The organism is Paenibacillus sp. CFBP 13594 (assembly GCF_014842675.1).
Classification (GTDB): Bacteria; Bacillota; Bacilli; order Paenibacillales; family Paenibacillaceae; genus Paenibacillus; species Paenibacillus amylolyticus_B.
In genome coordinates this window covers 1-16,848 of sequence record NZ_JACYVQ010000023.1, presented here as the reverse complement: position 1 = coordinate 16,848, position 16,848 = coordinate 1, and the positions used below count along the sequence as shown (strand labels likewise).

The following is a 16,848-nucleotide window of genomic DNA, read 5'->3' as shown; positions in this document are numbered from 1 at the left end:
TACAATTGAAATATAACATTGTTTTTGTACTGCAAAGGGGAGAATTCACATGGGAACCGGACAGGAACAGGTGAAAAGGGAACTGCTGCTTGATGGGCTGGATTGTGCGAACTGCGCATTGAAGATTGAGAATGGCGTCAAAAAAATTAAGGGCATTAACGAATGCTCTGTCAATTTTGTTACCAAAACATTATCGCTACACACCACTTCCGACATGGATGAACAGGTAGTGGAAGAAGCAAAACGCAAAGTGCTTCGGCTGGAGCCTCATATTCGTATCTCGGAAAAAGGAAAACAGTTGAACGGGCATGTGCACGCCCATACAGGGAGTGCATCTGATTCACAGGAACACGGTCATGACCATGCCTTACATGATCATGATCATGGACATTCACATGCACATGGTAATCACTCGCATACTCATGATCATGGAGATTCGCAGGGCCACGCACATGAGCACGGAAGTCATGCCGGACATGGGCATGATCACAGCCATACCCATGATGAAGCCCATGCAGGCCACTCGCATGAACATGGTGCAGGACAGACCAAAGTGTTGCTTGCTCGTCTTGCTGCAGGTTCTGTGTTGCTCGCAGCCGCAATCTGGTCCCCGCTGGAGGGCTGGGCGCAATTTACTCTATATGCGCTCGCTTATCTGATTGCCGGGGGAGACATCGTGCTTCAGGCGTCCAAAAACATCATTCGTGGTCAGGTGTTCGATGAATACTTCCTCATGTCCGTCGCTACCCTGGGTGCCTTTGCCATTGGAGAGTATCCGGAAGGGGTAGCGGTCATGCTCTTCTATCAGCTCGGAGAGCTGTTTCAGGGCATGGCGGTTAATCGGTCACGCAAGTCGATTCAGTCATTGATGGACATTCGCCCGGACTACGCGAATATCCTGACGGGTTCGGGTGACGAAACCCGGCGTATATCTCCGGAAGACGTACGGATCGGTGATCGTATTGTGGTGAAGGCAGGAGAGCGAGTACCACTGGATGGTATCGTTCAAGCTGGGCGTTCCATGGTGGACACTTCTGCTCTGACAGGCGAATCGGTACCTCGTGAACTGGAGCCCGGAAGTGATGTACTAAGTGGATTTGTAAACAAAAATGGTATGTTGACGATTGAAGTGACCAAAACGTTTGGTGAATCAACGGTATCCAAGATTTTGGACCTGGTGCAGAACGCGAGCAGCCGAAAAGCAAAAACAGAGCATTTTATTAGTAAATTCGCCCGTTATTACACACCGGTTGTGGTTATCCTTGCAGCCGTGATTGCATTTGTTCCGCCGTTGATCCTTAGTGGTGCAACATTTGCCGACTGGATCTATCGTGCATTGGTCTTCCTGGTTATCTCATGTCCTTGTGCGCTGGTGGTCTCTATTCCACTTGGATTCTTTGGTGGTATCGGAGCAGCTTCACGTAACGGGATTCTTGTCAAAGGCAGTAACTACCTTGAAGCGTTGAACGATGTAAAAGTCGTTGTTTTTGATAAAACGGGTACACTAACCAAAGGTGTATTCAAGGTAACAGCTATTCGTCCCGAAGTTGGACGTACGGAAGATGAACTGATGGAGCTTGCAGCCATTGCCGAAGCAAATTCCAATCATCCGATTGCCGAATCCATTCGCTCAGCCTGGGCCAAGGCCATTCCCACGCAAGGTGTTGAAGGTTATGACGAAGTTGCCGGACATGGGATTAAGGTGAGTGTGGATGGTCGGGAAGTGCTGGCAGGTAACGCCAAATTAATGAAGCAGGCGGGTATATCCTATACCACACCAGAGACGGCTGGAACGATAGTCCACGTGGCTGAAGCTGGCACGTATGTTGGTCATCTGATCATTGCCGATGAAGTGAAGGATGACGCAGCCGCGGCCATTCAGGCGCTGAAGAAACTCGGCATCCGCAAAACGGTCATGTTGACAGGAGATGCCAAAGCCGTGGGTGAAGCGGTAGGACGCGAGCTGGGTGTGGATGAGGTCTACGCTGAATTGTTGCCACAGGATAAAGTCGAACGACTGGAGCAATTGGAAGCGGCCAAATCTCCGAAGGAAAAAATGGTGTTTGTCGGTGATGGTATCAACGATACACCTGTGCTGGCGCGCGCCGACGTGGGCGTGGCAATGGGTGGACTCGGCTCGGATGCCGCGATTGAAGCGGCAGATGTGGTCATCATGACAGATGAACCGTCGAAACTAGCGAGTGCGATCCGCATTGCAAAGCGTACACGCATGATCGTATGGCAAAATATCGCGTTTGCTCTGGGGGTTAAGGCAATCTTCCTGCTACTTGGTGTGTTCGGCATAGCCACCATGTGGGAAGCGGTATTCTCTGATGTTGGTGTCACAGTGCTTGCTGTCCTGAACGCCATGCGTGTACTTCGTGTGAAGAATATCTAAGTTTACGAAACGATCCAGGCGGCTCTTCGTATATACGTAGAGCCGTTTTTATATTTTTATGTAGATAAGTCTAACTGGACATTTACACGAGAATGGAGAGGACAGAGATAACCTGAGGAAGCGAAGCTACATCGGCAGGTTATTCTGTCATCGGAGTGTCAGTGTAAGCAGGTCTATGGAAGACAACAGTGAAGGGGAGAATGTTTTGACAGGAGCAATAGTTGGGATCATCATTGGAGTGTGTTATTTCATTCTGGGGTTAATGGTGTTCAAAAAACCACCGAAAATGATTAACGGAATATATGGTTATCGGACCCCGCGTGCAATGAGTAATCCCGAGTTGTGGGACGAAGCGCAAAGTTATAGCGCCAATCTGATGATGCAATTTGGAGTGATCATTACGATATTCGGCATTATCGGTTTCTGGCTTACAGATGTACGAGCTTTGGTGCTGAGTCTGGTTGCTACAGGGTTCTATACGTTCAGACTGTTTACCAGAGTGGAAGGCCGTCTGAAGCAAATGCAGCGTGCTCAACAGCAACAGAATGAGCAGAACGTTTAAGGCAAAATGAATGAATAGTGTACAGAGGAAGACCTGCGTGTGAAGCGGGTCTTTTTTTGTTGAAATAGAAAATTGTAGAGGATGTTAAACTCACTAAGAATTCAGGGATGGAATTTAACGTTGACGTTAACGTTAATATTATATATAATTATGTACATAACATTATAGACATATGAATGAGGTGAGGGAAATGGGTTTATATAAAATCGACGACGTAGCCAAGGAATGCGGTTTGACCAAGCGAACCATTCGGTATTATGAAGAGATTGGTGTCATGCCTTCACCTCAGCGGACAGATGGCGGGACGCGGTTGTACACTCGGGAGGATATCGATTATCTGAAGAAGGTGGTTCGCGCCAAAGAGGTACTTGGATTCTCCCTTCAGGAGCTACATACCTATGTGGCAACGGCAGATGCCTTGAACGAACAACGTTTTGACTACCAGCAGACGACCGAAGTAAGAGAAAGAATCGAGAAGCTCACTACGATGGAAACAACGCTGGATGGGCAGTTGCAACTGATTGAGCAGAAACTTCAGAGCATACATGCCGTACGGACTGAACTGGAAGAGCTGCGTGAACGCGTTCGGAGCGGTATTCAGAAGTTACAGGCACATGATCCGAAGAGTGATGAAGACGGCTAACCGAATTACATCTATTGTTTAATAAACAAAACTGTATACACATAATCGCTACACGGAGGGAGCACCATAGTGCCTGTGGCGATCCTGTACAAACACCGGATGTTCCGGTGTCATTTGTGCCGTTTTGTTACCTCTAATTCTGAAAATGAATAGAAATTTTCATGGTTTTTCACGTCATTTTCAAATGTAAAGCTTAACCACATAAATTATTCACAGGAGGAATTATGTATGAAAAGAGAGCCATCATTACCGGACGAATTGCCGTCATCACGTGGGGGCCTGTTATCTCAACCGCGAGCGGTATGGGCGGTCGCCTTTGCATGTATCATATCCTTTATGGGTCTGGGTCTGGTTGACCCAATTCTGCCCGCGATTGCAGATCAGTTGCATGCTTCGAAAAGCCAGGTATCGCTGCTATTTACCAGTTATAACGCTGTAACCGGGGTAGCGATGCTGATTACAGGGGTCGTTTCCAGCCGGATTGGTGTGAAGTGGACGTTGCTCAGCGGTATATTGCTGATTATTATCTTCTCGTTCCTTGGCGGTACCTCAGACACGGTAGGTGCACTGGTTGGTTACCGTGGCGGTTGGGGACTTGGTAATGCCTTGTTCATTGCAACGGCGTTATCTGCCATTGTTGGACTGTCCACGTCAGGGACAGCCAAGGCCATTATTTTGTACGAAGCAGCACTTGGTCTCGGGATTGCGGTTGGTCCGCTGCTTGGTGGTGAGCTAGGTTCCATCTCTTGGCGCGGTCCGTTCTATGGGGTGGCTGTCCTGATGGCGATTGCCTTTATCAGCATTACATTTATGTTGCCCAAGATGGCCAAACCGAAAACACGCAGTTCTTTGTCCGATCCGTTCAAAGCATTAAGTTATCCTTCACTGAAAACATTGGCGATTACCGCCTTCCTGTATAACTTTGGATTCTTTACCTTGATGGCATATTCACCATATGTCATGAATCTGGATGAGCACGGGTTGGGTTATGTATTCTTTGGCTGGGGACTGATGCTGGCGATTACGTCGGTATTCGTCGCACCAAGATTACAACGCCGATTCGGATCAGTTCCGTCCATGAGTGTCATGCTTACGCTGTTCGCGATTGATCTTGTTGTTATGGCTATTGGTACGGTGATGGGTTCACCAACTACCGTTATTGTTGCAGTCATTGTAGCGGGGATTTTCCTTGGAATTAACAATACGTTGATTACAACGGCTGTTATGGAAGCTGCACCTGTGGAGCGTTCTGTTGCTTCTGCTGCATACAGCTTCGTTCGTTTCCTGGGTGGTGCACTTGCTCCATGGCTTGCAGGTAAATTGTCCGAGTGGTTCCTGCCGGAAACGCCGTTTTATTTTGGCGCATTAATGGTTCTGATTGGTGTCGTGGTACTGCTGGTACGCCGTCATCATCTGCGGGATATTGATTCCGCTATTACATCACATTAATTCACAGGAGGGATTGCAATGTTGAAACATATATTAGTTGCTGTTGATGGTTCGGAACATGCGCATAAGGCTTTGGAACAAGCAATGATCCTAGCTGAAGATATGAAACAACCCGCAAGTCTGTTGATCGTGCATGTTAATCCGGCTATCTCTATCAATGAACCTGCATTGGGTGTTGATCTGGAAGCTCGGATTGCCGAAGAAGGGCAACACATTATAGAACCGGTGACCAGACAGTTGTCCGGAAGGGACATTGCATATGAGACACTGCTGATTGCAGGTGATCCCGTTAATGAGATCTGCCGTGTGGCGCGTGAACGAGATTGTGGAATGATTGTGATGGGTACAGGCGGGAAAGGCATGCTCGCAGAGATGATCGTGGGCAGTGTCAGTCATGGTGTGTTAAAGCATGCAGAATGCCCCGTCCTGACGGTTAAATAGGTCGTGAAATCCTTTATAATGCAGTAGCTCAAGATCGCCACAATGGCTCATCAGGCACGTTACAAGCTATGATGAACACCGTAGTGGGTTGATGGCACGGAAATAGTGTATAAATAGATTATATAAATTGAACTGAACTTTTAGTTTCTATAAGGATGGAGGATGCAGCATATGAAAAAACAACATCTGTTTATCGGTGGCAAACCGACCGAATCCGTAGATTATAAAGCACTTCAAGCGCCATATTCCGGGGAAACGCTGGCAGAAGTCTCCTCGGCTTCAGCCGAGGAAGCGGAGGCTGCTGTTGCAGCTGCGGTTCAAGCTGGGAAGGCAATGCGCCAGATGCCTGCACATCAGCGTGCAGATATTCTGTACAAGTTGTCCTCCATGCTTGAAGAACGCAAGGAAGAAGCAGCGCGAATCATTGCTCTTGAAGCGGCGAAGCCAATTACGGCAGCACTGGCCGAGGTTGACCGGACGGTGGAAACGTATCGTTTTGCCGCCGAAGAAGCCAAGCGGCTGACCGGAGAGACGGTTCCGATGGATGCAGCCAAAGGTGGAGAAGGGCGTATCGGTTATACGATGCGGCAACCTCTAGGTGTCATCGGTGCGATTACACCGTTTAATTTTCCAATGAATCTGGTAGCACATAAGGTAGGCCCAGCGCTGGCAGCAGGTAATACAATTGTTCTCAAACCCGCGGAGCAGACACCTCTGTCCTCCTATTACATCGCTAATCTGCTTCAGGAAGCCGGATTGCCGGATGGTGCACTGAACGTGGTGAGCGGTGATGGCAAAACGATTGGTGATGTGCTTGTGGGGCACCCCTGTGTTGCTCATATTACGTTTACAGGCAGTCCAGCAGTAGGTACGAGTATTCGTAGCAAAGCAGGACTCAAACGCGTGACATTGGAGCTAGGGTCGAATGCAGCGGTGATTGTGGATAAGGACGCAGACCTGGAAAAAGTGGTTCCTCGATGTGTGACCGGTGCTTTCACGTATCAGGGACAGGTATGTATCTCGCTACAGCGAATCTACGTACATCGTGACATCTCGGAAGAATTCATCCGGCGTTTCGCTGAAGCGGCAAAACAAGTGGTGGTCGGAGACCCGCTGAGCCCGGATACGGTGGTCTCTGCGCTGATTACCTCCAAGGATGTACAGCGTACACTCGACTGGATTGAAGAAGCCAAACAGGCCGGGGCTGAAGTGGCAGCAGGCGGTCAAGCTGAAGGAGGCGTTCTGCGTCCCACGGTACTGATTAACGTTCCACGTGATGCCAAGGTATCCTGTCAGGAAGTGTTTGCACCCATCGTTGTGATCAATACGGTAGATTCCGTTGAAGAGGGTATTGAACATGTTAACGATTCGATATACGGGCTTCAGGCAGGCGTATTTACAAACGATATTCATACCGCCCTCCATGCAGTCGATCAGATCGAAGCAGGCGGAGTTATTATTAATGATATTCCCACGTTCCGAGTCGATCACATGCCCTATGGTGGGGTGAAACAAAGTGGGATTGGGCGTGAAGGTGTAAAATACGCAGTAGAAGAAATGACAGAATTGAAGTTTGTCATGTTTAACAAAGGATAACTTTCTTCCATTATTTTATTCAATATACCGTATGTTAAGGAAATATAACTACACGCTCCTGTGCCAGAATAGTGGCACAGGATTTTTTTAATTGAAGATCATGGAAAAAGTTTTAAAAATACATACGGATTCTTCACTGACTGCGGGTTCACATCTGATGAGACGGGTATAACATAGTTAACAAACCGTAACTTAACTGTCTAAACGCCGCTCATATCACCGAAGCATGATGTACCCATCCATAGCACGAGCGGAATGAAACGGTACAGCATTGCCGAAAGTCTTATATTCTCTCATTATTCAAATACAATGCATTATGAATTAAGCCTGAACTCTGGAGTTGCAGGACAGGCAGGAGGTGTATTCAAATGGCATATTCCATGGTTGACGTATCTGGAATGTCAGGCGTAAGTCTGAACGAGCTGAGTCAGTATGCGGAGACAGGTCTTCTGAATCCGGCATTTGGGGATGTAGATGAGGACATCTATTATGAAAAGCAGGAATTGTTGAGACTCCAGCAAATCCTTTTCTGTAAGGAAGTAGGTATGAAGGAGAATGAGATTGCCCCGATGCTCCGGGATAATCCTCAGGATGTCATACGTATCATGAAGCAGCATCGCATTGATATTCTGGAGAAGGCACTTCGTTTGCATGGATTGATTCAGACACTGGACAAAACGATCTCTCATTTGCAAGGTGAACATGAAATTGATGAACATGATCTTTATATCGGTTTTGTAAAAAAGGGGCGTCACCAGTTGCTGAATGAATCGGGTTCTGACCCTGTAGTCAATAATGATATGAACCATGTGCAGACAGAGGGTGTTCATAAGTCTGACCAGGAGATAAAATCGAAAGAAGATTATCTGGATTCCCAGGCGAAAATTGATCAAGTTCATCTGGACTTGCAACAGGCCATTGAGGATGGATTGGAACCCGGTAGTGCAAAAGTACAACGGATTATCGGCAGGCATCTTGAATGGATCAAAGGTTATTATACACCCACCGCCGAGATCTATCGGGATTTGGCCAATCTGTATGTAGAGCATAAAAATTTCCGTCAGATGTATGATGGTTACCACCCGAGGCTGGCTGAATTCCTGCGGGACGGGATGATGATTAAAGCGGAACATGATTTATCCTAGATGCATAAAGTAACATGGGCGAGCAAGAACATGGGTGTGAATCAGAATGGATAACAAAGAGCGCAGACCTCTGAGAGGACTGCGCTCTTTGTTATTACGGATTCTTCATCATCGTATGTGATGAGGCTCCGATCACCTTAATCATCATTTCCTATAGGGGTATTGCCTCCAACTGCTCTGTGAGCAGGTTTATGGCTTTCTCCAGGAAGACGCGGTCTTCGTCGTCAAAACGGTTTTTGATCGGGCTGTCGATATCCAGTACCCCGTACAGTTCGCCGTTTTTGATAATAGGTACGACAATCTCACTGTTCGATGCTGCATCACAGGCAATGTGGCCTGGGAAGGCATGAACATCGTCAACGACCAGGGTACGTTTTTCCGCAGCAGATGTGCCACATACACCACGTCCCAGTGGAATTCGGATACAGGCAGGCAGTCCTTGGAATGGCCCGAGGACCAGTTCTTTTCCATCATACAGATAGAAGCCGACCCAATTGGTGTCGGTCATGAATACATTGAGCAGCGCAGCAGCGTTCGCCAGATTGGCAATCGCACTAGGTTCATCGCGGATCAGAGCACTTAACTGTCCCAGGACGGCGGTGTGCTGCTCACTTCGTGTTCCTTCATAGGAAACAGCTTGAAACATGGTAAATCACCCTCCCGAGCAAAATGGTACTTATTTTCAAGATAGTGCAGAGGATGCGGTTAGTCAAGCGGAGGATTTCGGAAAGGGAAGGGAATACCTGAAGAATCCTCCTGTTTCTCAGCTTCTTACGTGGGGTAATTACTTAGCAACCACGGAGGGCTATAACCCGGGAAGGAGCTTGGCTTATGCATGCAGAGGTACAGAATCTTTTTGTACGGATTCATCTACTATATTTCGCGCAAAATCAGGACTTGAACGTTAGCGAGGCACTGCCCCTATTGGAAGAAAGGGGATATCGCGTTGGAGAGCGGGAGATCAAGCAGGAGCTTGAACACCTGACACAGGAGAATTTCCTGACCGCCCACGGGGACCAATGGAGCCTAACCGGGACTGGCATCGAAGAATTCAAGGAAATCACGGCTGTGTTTGGCCGGGTTAGCGATGAATTACTGGGGAAGGGCAAGAAAACGTCCAAAGCTTAAAATTCATTTGGACAAGCCATGATTCCGTAATTCACTCAAACTTGAATTGATTCATACGTACAACAAGACCGGGAGCGAAATTGGCCCGGTTTTTTGACGTGTATCCATGACTGAACAGTTGCCATTCGGCGCAGGTTATGATTAGATGACTAGTGAATATTATGGTCTGCGGAGATAGATCGGATCGGAGTGTCTTTATATGTATAAATGCAAAGGAAGAATTCCCGAAATGGAGACTGCGCGGCTTCGTCTGCGTAAAATGCGTCGCCGGGATGCGGCCCAGATGTTCGCATGCTGGTCAGATCGCGAGGTGACCCGTTACATGAATCTTGCACCCATGATTGGGACAAGCGAAGCGGCGGACATGATTGGACTGCTCAACCAAATGGCAGGAGAAGAGGATGCGATCCGGTGGGGGATCGAACTCAAAGAAACAGGCAAGCTCATCGGCAGTTGTGGCTTTAACACATGGCAGCTTGAAGGCGCATTCCGGGGTGAGATCGGTTATGAGCTGGGACGTGATTATTGGCGCCACGGTTATATGACGGAGGCATTCTCTGCATTGTTGCCCTTTGGGTATGAGACCATGGGTCTTAATCGAATCGAAGCGCTGGTTGATCCGCGTAATCTGGCGTCTGGCGAGTTCCTGACGAACCGCGGCTTCACGCGTGAAGGATTGCTGCGACAGGTGCAACATACGTCCACCGGGTACAAGGATATGGTGATGTATTCCATGTTGTATGATGAGTTCCTTCGCAAGCGAGGTAAATAAAAGAGAAAATATATAATTGTTTTTGAATTTACACGTAAACGGAGAAACAGAACAAAGCTGGAGAAGCACCAATTATATAGAGAACAAAGAGAGAAGGGTTTGTGTGAATGCAACTGGAGGTTTGAAGCGCAGTTTCATCTTGACGGGGCTATTGCTCGCGACATTTCTGTCAGCGATTGAAGGCACCGTAATTGGTCCGGCGGGGCCGACCATTGTCAGTGAGCTGGGGAGTGTACAGCTGCTGAGCTGGATTTTCACTGCATACCTGTTGACGATGGCAGTGAGTACGCCCATTTTCGGTAAAATCAGTGACTTGTATGGACGAAAGCCTGTATTTCTGATTGGCTGTGCGTTATTTTTACTGGGTTCACTCTTGTGCTGTCTGTCGCAGAACATGGAGCAATTGATTATTTTCCGTGCTATTCAAGGGATTGGTGCGGGTGCGGTAGTTCCTGTTACATTTACGATTATTGGGGACATCTACGCTATTGAAGAACGTGGCAAAATCCAGGGCTGGATTAGCTCCGTGTGGGGCATTTCCTCTCTGGCGGGACCGTTGCTTGGCGGTTATTTTGTAGATAATCTCGGCTGGCAGTGGATCTTTGGTTTTAATGTGCCGTTTGGTCTGCTTGCGATGTGGTTTGTATTTCGTTATCTGAAGGAAGATATCTCTCCACGTACGGCCAAGATTGATTATGCCGGTGCACTGACCTTCACGGTGGGCATTACCGCATTGTTGTTTGTCCTGTCGGCGGGTGGGCAGTATTATGCCTGGAGTTCTCCGTTGATTGTTGTGCTGAGTGTGGTCGCCGCTCTGTTTATTATTTTATTTTTTGTGGTGGAAAAAAGAGCTCAGGCCCCTATGGTTCCACTACATTTGTTCCGAATTCGGGACATCCGTGTGGCGAATATCGCTGGACTGCTGACCAGTACTTTGATGATCGGCCTGACCAGTTATTTGCCGCTCTGGGTGCAGGGGGTTCGGGGAGGTAATGCCACGGAATCCGGGCTGCTGCTCGCGCCGATGTCGGTGGGTTGGCTCATTGGTAGTGTGATGGCAGGCCGTCTATTGATGAAAATTGGATCACGTATGACCGCATTGATTGGGTTAACCGGTATTGCAATTGGATCGGGTGGACTCTTTCTGGTTGGCGGGACATCCCCGCAGGCTGTGCTATTTATATTGACCTTTATTTATGGTCTCGGCTTCGGGTTTGCATTCACGATCTTCACCATTATTGCGCAGTCGTCTGTAGGGTATAAGGAACGTGGCTCCTCTACGGCACTGCATACATTCATGCGTACATTGGGACAGACGATTGGTGCAGCGGCTTTTGGCACTTGGTTGAACTATCGAATCTCGACGTTATCCAGTGAGCAGAATCTGGCTGAGGCTGGAATATCGGAGAGTGATCTGAACGAACTGCTTGCACCACATACGGATGCAGCCCTATCAGATGATAAATGGTCGCTGCTGCGTAATGTGCTGGAAGGAAGCTTGCATTCCCTGTTTGTCATTATGTTTGTCATTGCACTGGTCTCGTGGGTAACCACGCTTGCTCTACGTAAACGTTTAATCGTACCCGAAGATGCAGATGCTCCACCGCAGCCACAAGGCTCAAAGTAAAAAGAAGATATATATATTACAAACATACAAAAAACCGGATTCGCCGATGTCAGGCAAATCCGGTTATTTTTGTTGATGGCACATGTGCAGTGGACTAGAGTGTATCTTCAAACTCAGGCAAGTGATACGTTGGGGGATGTCCGGGTCTAAAGCATTTTGAAGTAAAGGCTGGCTGATCCTGGTGAATCGTCCAGACGAATTTCTAAGGAACCGAGGACGTTTCCTTAAAATGCTGCGAGCGCTTCAAACCCTGAATAAGACGTCACAGGTTCGTTAGCGCTCCTGCTCCATGTCTGCTCCAGAACATTCAGTTACGCTCTGGCTTACGGCAGGTTTGAAGATACGCTCTAGCTATTCGCTGATAGACGGTCTGCAGAATGTGCAAGCCTTCCCAAGAGTTCGGACAGCAAATCCTTGTCTTCTTCACTTAGTCCACTTACAGCCCGATCAATCTTCAACGCATAGCCTGGATAGATGTCATCCATGGTGCGCTGTCCTTCTTCGGTCAGTTCCACAAAGATGATACGTCTGTCTTGCGGACAATGTTTGCGGTGTAACAATCCTTTTTGCTCCAGCTTATCAATCACATAGGTCACATTACCACTTTGCAGCAGAAGTTGTGCACCAACCTGTTGAATCGGCTGAGCTCCTTTCATATATAACACTTCGAGCACCCCATATGCGGTGGGGTTGAAGCCATGCACTTTGCTTCCGGATACAGCGTGTTCATTCACGCTCTTGAATGTCTGGGCCAAGGTGCGGTACAGATGAAGTGAACGTTCGGTTCCGATTTCTTGTAATTCCAGCATGCTGATCCCGCCTTTTCAGATTAGTTTATAAGTTGAAATGATGAAGTTACAACCTACCACTATGAGGACAGAACAACCTTCCAATCACTGTTATCCTCTCCGTTATGCTGTTCATGTAAAAGAGTATTTCAACTTATATGAGTTGGTTAGTTATGTTTGACGATTCAGGTTGTCGCCATGGTTTAATTGTAAACTTCTATTTCTACGAAAAACATGCGATATGTCACAAGATTTGCATTTTTAGCATTTAAAATTTGATCATTCATCATGCTGAAAAATCATCCTTCAGATGTCGCTTTTTCTCCGCCTCTGGCAGGAGGTCGAGTCAAGGGCTGCGCTATATAATGAGTTTATACTATGAATTGGAAGATAATGGAGGAGAAGAAGGGTGACAAGTGATTTAACGTTTGAAGGGCAACGACCGCTGAAGAATAACCGATCTTTTGTAACATTGATGGTGGCACAGGCCATTTCCAATCTGGGTGATTGGCTGCATCTGCTCGCAATCCTGACCCTCGTGGGTATCCGTTGGAATGCAACGCCTTGGGAGATTACATTTGTCACACTTTCCGCTGCACTACCCATTCTGTTGACAGGGCCATTCGCAGGCACGCTTGCAGATCGTCTGAACCGTAAATGGCTGATGATTGTAGCTGATGGTGCAAGAATTATCATCGTGGGTGCGTTAATTTTTGCTGACCAGATCTGGCACGTCTACATACTGCTTGTCCTCAAATCCCTGTTTGATGTCATATTCTCTCCGGCCAAAAACGGAAAGCTGAAGGAGATTGTACCTCGAGAACAACTTGCGCAAGCTGTATCCATCAGCTCGGTGATCGAACAGATGTCCAAAATTATTGGTCCAGCACTTGGTGGACTGCTGGTAGCCGCTTTTGGCATTACCTGGTGTTTTGTTCTCGATTCAGCGTCTTTTCTGATCTCCGGCATCATTTTATTGTGGATTCCTGGAACTCGGGTGATCCAAACCGCAATTCATAACGTAACAGAAGTAGAGGAAGAGCCAACTGAGGATGTTCGCAACCGCCCAAAAGACTCTTTTTGGAAAGAAACACTGGAGGGTATCCGAATGCTCGCATCTCTCCCTCATGTAGGAACGTCTCTGATCTTGCTTGCTTCAGCCATACTTTTTCTGCAATTTGCCGATTCACAGACTGTGGTTTTATTCAGACAGCTTCCCGGAATTTCAAGTGATCTGCTGGGATGGTGCGTGGCAGCAAGTGGCTTAGGTACATTAATTGCAGCGATGAGTGTGCGGAAGTGGAAGCATGCAGGGCATGTTTTGAAAATGGGTCTGGGTACCATACTCATGGGTCTGGTTATCGGCGGAGCCGGAGTTATTGTTGGGATTTGGCCGCACGCCGGGCTAGGTGCCAATCTGTTGTTAGTATCCCTCTTTGCCCTGGCAGGTGTCGGAATTGGGTTTGCCATTGTACCCTTTCAGATCCTGTTGCAGGAACAGACACCTGAGGCGATGACAGGCAGGGTATTTGGAACGGTAGGCAGCGTGATGACAGCCAGTAATATTATGGGCCCGGTGGTAGGTGGATTCATGGTCACCTCATTCGGTGTAGTGCCGGCTTTTGTCTGTTCAGGCATTTTGCTGACCCTGCTTGGTTTGATTTATTTGATGAAACGTAGCGGGGAAAAAGCCGATCTGAATGGCTCCATTGCAGCCAAGACCATGATTGCAGGCGACTGAAAACAGGCCGAGTCTGCTCAGGTTAGAACAGTTGAAATGAAGGTTTGAATTTACTTCAAATTTTAAATTTATGATTAAAAGGCGTTTGAGTAAACGCCTTCATGTTTAATGAGGAACAGGCAGAAATCCCTATATTCTAATTATTCCTAGGGGAAAACTCATATGCCTTGTCCCACCAACGCATTAGCGGAAAGGGGGTGAAGCAACTTGAATGTAAAGTTACCAAAATCGATTGTGCGTCTTGGAAGCATACCATTGGCAATACTCGCCGGGACTTTGATGCTGGGGATTGGATCGTCACATGTATACGCAGACGAGGCTCAGGTATCTTCTGAAAAACCGTCCAGCGGATTGTCGCTAAACTTGTTTTCACGCGATTCGGATGGCGGGTTGAACCTGACTCCGTCGGTATCGGTATCCACACCATTACTGGATGTTGAAGTTCCGTCGATCAAAGCGAATGAATCCACAGGTAAGCTAAGTGTCTCTGAGCTGAAAGTAGATACACCGCTTGGATCGGTCGGAACATCAGAGATAGGGATTGATGCGAAGAAGGGAACCGTTGAACTGCCGTCTGTACAGGCGGATACGCCGGTGATCAAAGCCGATGTATCAAGCAGTCAGGTGAACTTGAACGAAGGTACAGCTTCCTTGCCCGGGGTTACCGCAGAGGTACCCGAGGTAATCAAGGCAGAGACGTCTGCTGTGAAAACGGACCTTCGGCAGGGTAAGGTTGAATTACCTTCCGTGAAGGTGGATGTACCCGAGGTTACTTCGGTCAATATCTCTTCATCCCGAGTGGATCTGAGTAAGGGAAATGTCCAGCTACCTTCTGTGAAAGCAGAGGTTCCTGTTGTAGACGTATCCGCTGAACTCAATCCTGATCAGGAGAAGGTGGAGATTCCAAGTGTGAAGCCGGAACGGCCTGTAGTCACTCCGGAACAACAGCCGGTCGTCAAAACACCGAATGTTAAAACTTCCAATACGAGTGCACTCGCAGATCCTGTTTCATCACAGAACAACGTGGAAGGGCAGGACGCAGTTCAGGTTACGGGCAACGTGATTGAGGTCACCCTGGAACCAGAAGTACGTCCAGAACAACCTGTTGTTCCGCAGGCATTGCCTGTGGAGGGAACCGATCTGACGCAGGATTCCGATGTTAATGCAGGTTTGACAGATAACGATTTACTCCTCGTAGACCAGCCATCTGCTAAACCAGCTGTCACTGAACAAGTGAAGAGTAACCAGGAAGCCAATCTGAAACAAGATGATGTCGATGCAACATCTCCATTGCAGCCTCGCACAGAACGACCAACCAGTTGGTCTGTTGCAGCTAATGCTTCCGCAGGGACAAGCTCCGGTTCGTCCGGTGTAGCTGGAGGTGGAGCAACCGCTCCAGCCGCTGCACTTCCGGGAGCAACAACAGGTCTGGTTACACCAGATTATGATTTTGCCTTCCGAATGGAACGGCTCGATGGGTTCAGTCAATGGTCACAGGCACCACCGGGACGACCGCCGCAATATACCTCTTTCTCATAGACAACATTGGCGTTAATTCAACCAAAATTGAGAAGGAGTGTATATAATCATGAAAAAAGTGAATCGTTGGGTAAAATTGTCGGTATTGTCGGGTACGTTGGTGGCTGGATTGCTGGGAGCTTCGCAGGCAACTTACGCAGATAGCTATAGCAATAACAGCAATGGTAATCTGGATCTGAATGCAGGTTTGCGTCTGGAACTGGGATCTCTGCTGTCAGGACACCGTGACACAGGTTACGGTACCAATGGTAGCTATGGAGGTTCATCCAGTGCAAGCGGAGCATTGAATTTGGATCTTGGACTCAATGCCGGCTTATCCTCAGAGAGCACGAACCGATACAATGATCATTCTTCCGACCACACTGCTGAGCGTAGCAGTTCTGGCAAGCTAGGCCTTGGCTTGAATGCCAATGTGTCGGGAGAAGGTACAACGATGAGCGATTATTCACGAGGCGGCGATGATCGGAACATAAACAGCAGCTACGCGAGCGAAAGCCGTGGTGCGCTGGATCTGGGTCTGAACCTGAATGCGGAAGGTGAGAGTGCAACAATGACTCAAACTGAACGCAACAACAGCGTGAATGACCGTGAGCGCAACACGAGCAGTAACTTCGCGAATGAAAGTCGTGGCAGCTTGGATCTGGGTCTGAACGCGAAAGCCGAAGGAGAGAGTGCAACAATGGCTCAAACTGAACGCAACAACAGCGTGAAAGACAGCGAGCGTAACGTGAACAGCAGCTATGCGAGTGAAAGCCGTGGAGCACTGGATCTGGGTCTGAACGTGAAGGCAGAAGGAGAGAGTGCAACAATGACTCAAACTGAACGCAACAACAGCGTGAACGACCGTGAGCGTAACGTAAGCAGTAACTTCACGAACGAAAGCCGTGGAAGCTTGGATCTGGGTCTGAACGCAAAAGCCGAAGGAGAGAGTGCAACGATGGCTCAATCCGAACGCAACAATAGCGTGAAAGACAGCGATCGTACCACGAGCAGTAACTTCACGAATGAAAGTCGTGGAA

At 48.1% G+C, this 16,848-nt stretch carries 15 protein-coding genes; 13 read left to right on the top strand and 2 right to left on the bottom strand.

Annotation, left to right across the window (positions count from 1 at the left end):
• Positions 1 to 49 precede the first annotated feature (49 nt).
• The 7 genes from IFU39_RS32250 to IFU39_RS32220 all read left to right on the top strand — a co-directional run bounded on the left by IFU39_RS32250 (position 50) and on the right by IFU39_RS32220 (position 8,234).
• A complete protein-coding gene (locus IFU39_RS32250; RefSeq protein WP_192136470.1) occupies positions 50 to 2,398 on the top strand; it encodes a heavy metal translocating P-type ATPase in 2,349 nt (782 codons plus the stop codon).
• A gap of 205 nt (positions 2,399 to 2,603) precedes the next feature.
• A complete protein-coding gene (locus IFU39_RS32245; RefSeq protein WP_179198608.1) occupies positions 2,604 to 2,960 on the top strand; it encodes an SdpI family protein in 357 nt (118 codons plus the stop codon).
• A gap of 190 nt (positions 2,961 to 3,150) precedes the next feature.
• Positions 3,151 to 3,603, top strand: coding sequence for a MerR family transcriptional regulator (locus IFU39_RS32240; protein ID WP_192136469.1), 453 nt, complete (start codon positions 3,151 to 3,153; stop codon positions 3,601 to 3,603).
• Between the two features lie 228 nt (positions 3,604 to 3,831).
• Positions 3,832 to 5,052, top strand: coding sequence for an MFS transporter (locus IFU39_RS32235; RefSeq protein WP_105602403.1), 1,221 nt, complete (start codon positions 3,832 to 3,834; stop codon positions 5,050 to 5,052).
• A gap of 18 nt (positions 5,053 to 5,070) precedes the next feature.
• Positions 5,071 to 5,493 carry a universal stress protein gene (locus IFU39_RS32230; protein ID WP_091018789.1) on the top strand — a complete coding sequence of 141 codons (423 nt, stop codon included), beginning with the start codon at positions 5,071 to 5,073 and terminating at the stop codon, positions 5,491 to 5,493.
• 171 nt (positions 5,494 to 5,664) lie between these two features.
• Positions 5,665 to 7,089 (top strand): aldehyde dehydrogenase family protein, encoded by a 1,425-nt coding sequence (locus IFU39_RS32225; protein WP_192136468.1) that lies wholly within the window; start codon positions 5,665 to 5,667, stop codon positions 7,087 to 7,089.
• A gap of 368 nt (positions 7,090 to 7,457) precedes the next feature.
• Positions 7,458 to 8,234 (top strand): MerR family transcriptional regulator, encoded by a 777-nt coding sequence (locus IFU39_RS32220; protein WP_091018785.1) that lies wholly within the window; start codon positions 7,458 to 7,460, stop codon positions 8,232 to 8,234.
• A gap of 151 nt (positions 8,235 to 8,385) precedes the next feature.
• Here the strand turns inward: IFU39_RS32220 and IFU39_RS32215 are convergent, their stop codons facing one another.
• Positions 8,386 to 8,880, bottom strand: coding sequence for a GAF domain-containing protein (locus IFU39_RS32215; RefSeq protein WP_105602400.1), 495 nt, complete (start codon positions 8,878 to 8,880; stop codon positions 8,386 to 8,388).
• Between the two features lie 185 nt (positions 8,881 to 9,065).
• On the opposite strand from IFU39_RS32215, the gene IFU39_RS32210 reads away from it, so the two are divergent.
• From IFU39_RS32210 to IFU39_RS32200, 3 genes are all read left to right on the top strand, one after another.
• A complete protein-coding gene (locus IFU39_RS32210) occupies positions 9,066 to 9,362 on the top strand; it encodes a hypothetical protein (RefSeq protein ID WP_036614170.1) in 297 nt (98 codons plus the stop codon).
• A gap of 199 nt (positions 9,363 to 9,561) precedes the next feature.
• Complete coding sequence (locus IFU39_RS32205) at positions 9,562 to 10,134, top strand: GNAT family N-acetyltransferase (protein ID WP_036614167.1); 573 nt, start codon at positions 9,562 to 9,564, stop codon at positions 10,132 to 10,134.
• A 121-nt stretch (positions 10,135 to 10,255) separates the two neighbouring features.
• Entirely contained in the window at positions 10,256 to 11,761 is a 1,506-nt protein-coding gene (locus IFU39_RS32200) for an MDR family MFS transporter (protein ID WP_197998012.1), read from the top strand.
• Between the two features lie 347 nt (positions 11,762 to 12,108).
• On the opposite strand, the gene IFU39_RS32195 is transcribed toward IFU39_RS32200, so the two are convergent.
• A complete protein-coding gene (locus tag IFU39_RS32195; protein ID WP_192136466.1) occupies positions 12,109 to 12,570 on the bottom strand; it encodes a MarR family winged helix-turn-helix transcriptional regulator in 462 nt (153 codons plus the stop codon).
• A 388-nt stretch (positions 12,571 to 12,958) separates the two neighbouring features.
• Here IFU39_RS32195 and IFU39_RS32190 point away from each other — a divergent pair, with 388 nt between their 5' ends.
• The 3 genes from IFU39_RS32190 to IFU39_RS32180 form a co-directional block, all read left to right on the top strand.
• Positions 12,959 to 14,290, top strand: a complete 1,332-nt coding sequence (locus IFU39_RS32190) for an MFS transporter (protein ID WP_192136465.1) — start codon at positions 12,959 to 12,961, stop codon at positions 14,288 to 14,290.
• A gap of 207 nt (positions 14,291 to 14,497) precedes the next feature.
• The gene (locus IFU39_RS32185; RefSeq protein WP_192136464.1) at positions 14,498 to 15,829 is read left to right on the top strand and encodes a hypothetical protein; all 1,332 of its coding nucleotides are present in this window, start codon (positions 14,498 to 14,500) and stop codon (positions 15,827 to 15,829) included.
• A gap of 49 nt (positions 15,830 to 15,878) precedes the next feature.
• Positions 15,879 to 16,848, top strand: a 970-nt coding sequence (locus IFU39_RS32180; protein WP_192136463.1) for a hypothetical protein, incomplete at its 3' end; no start/stop codon positions are given.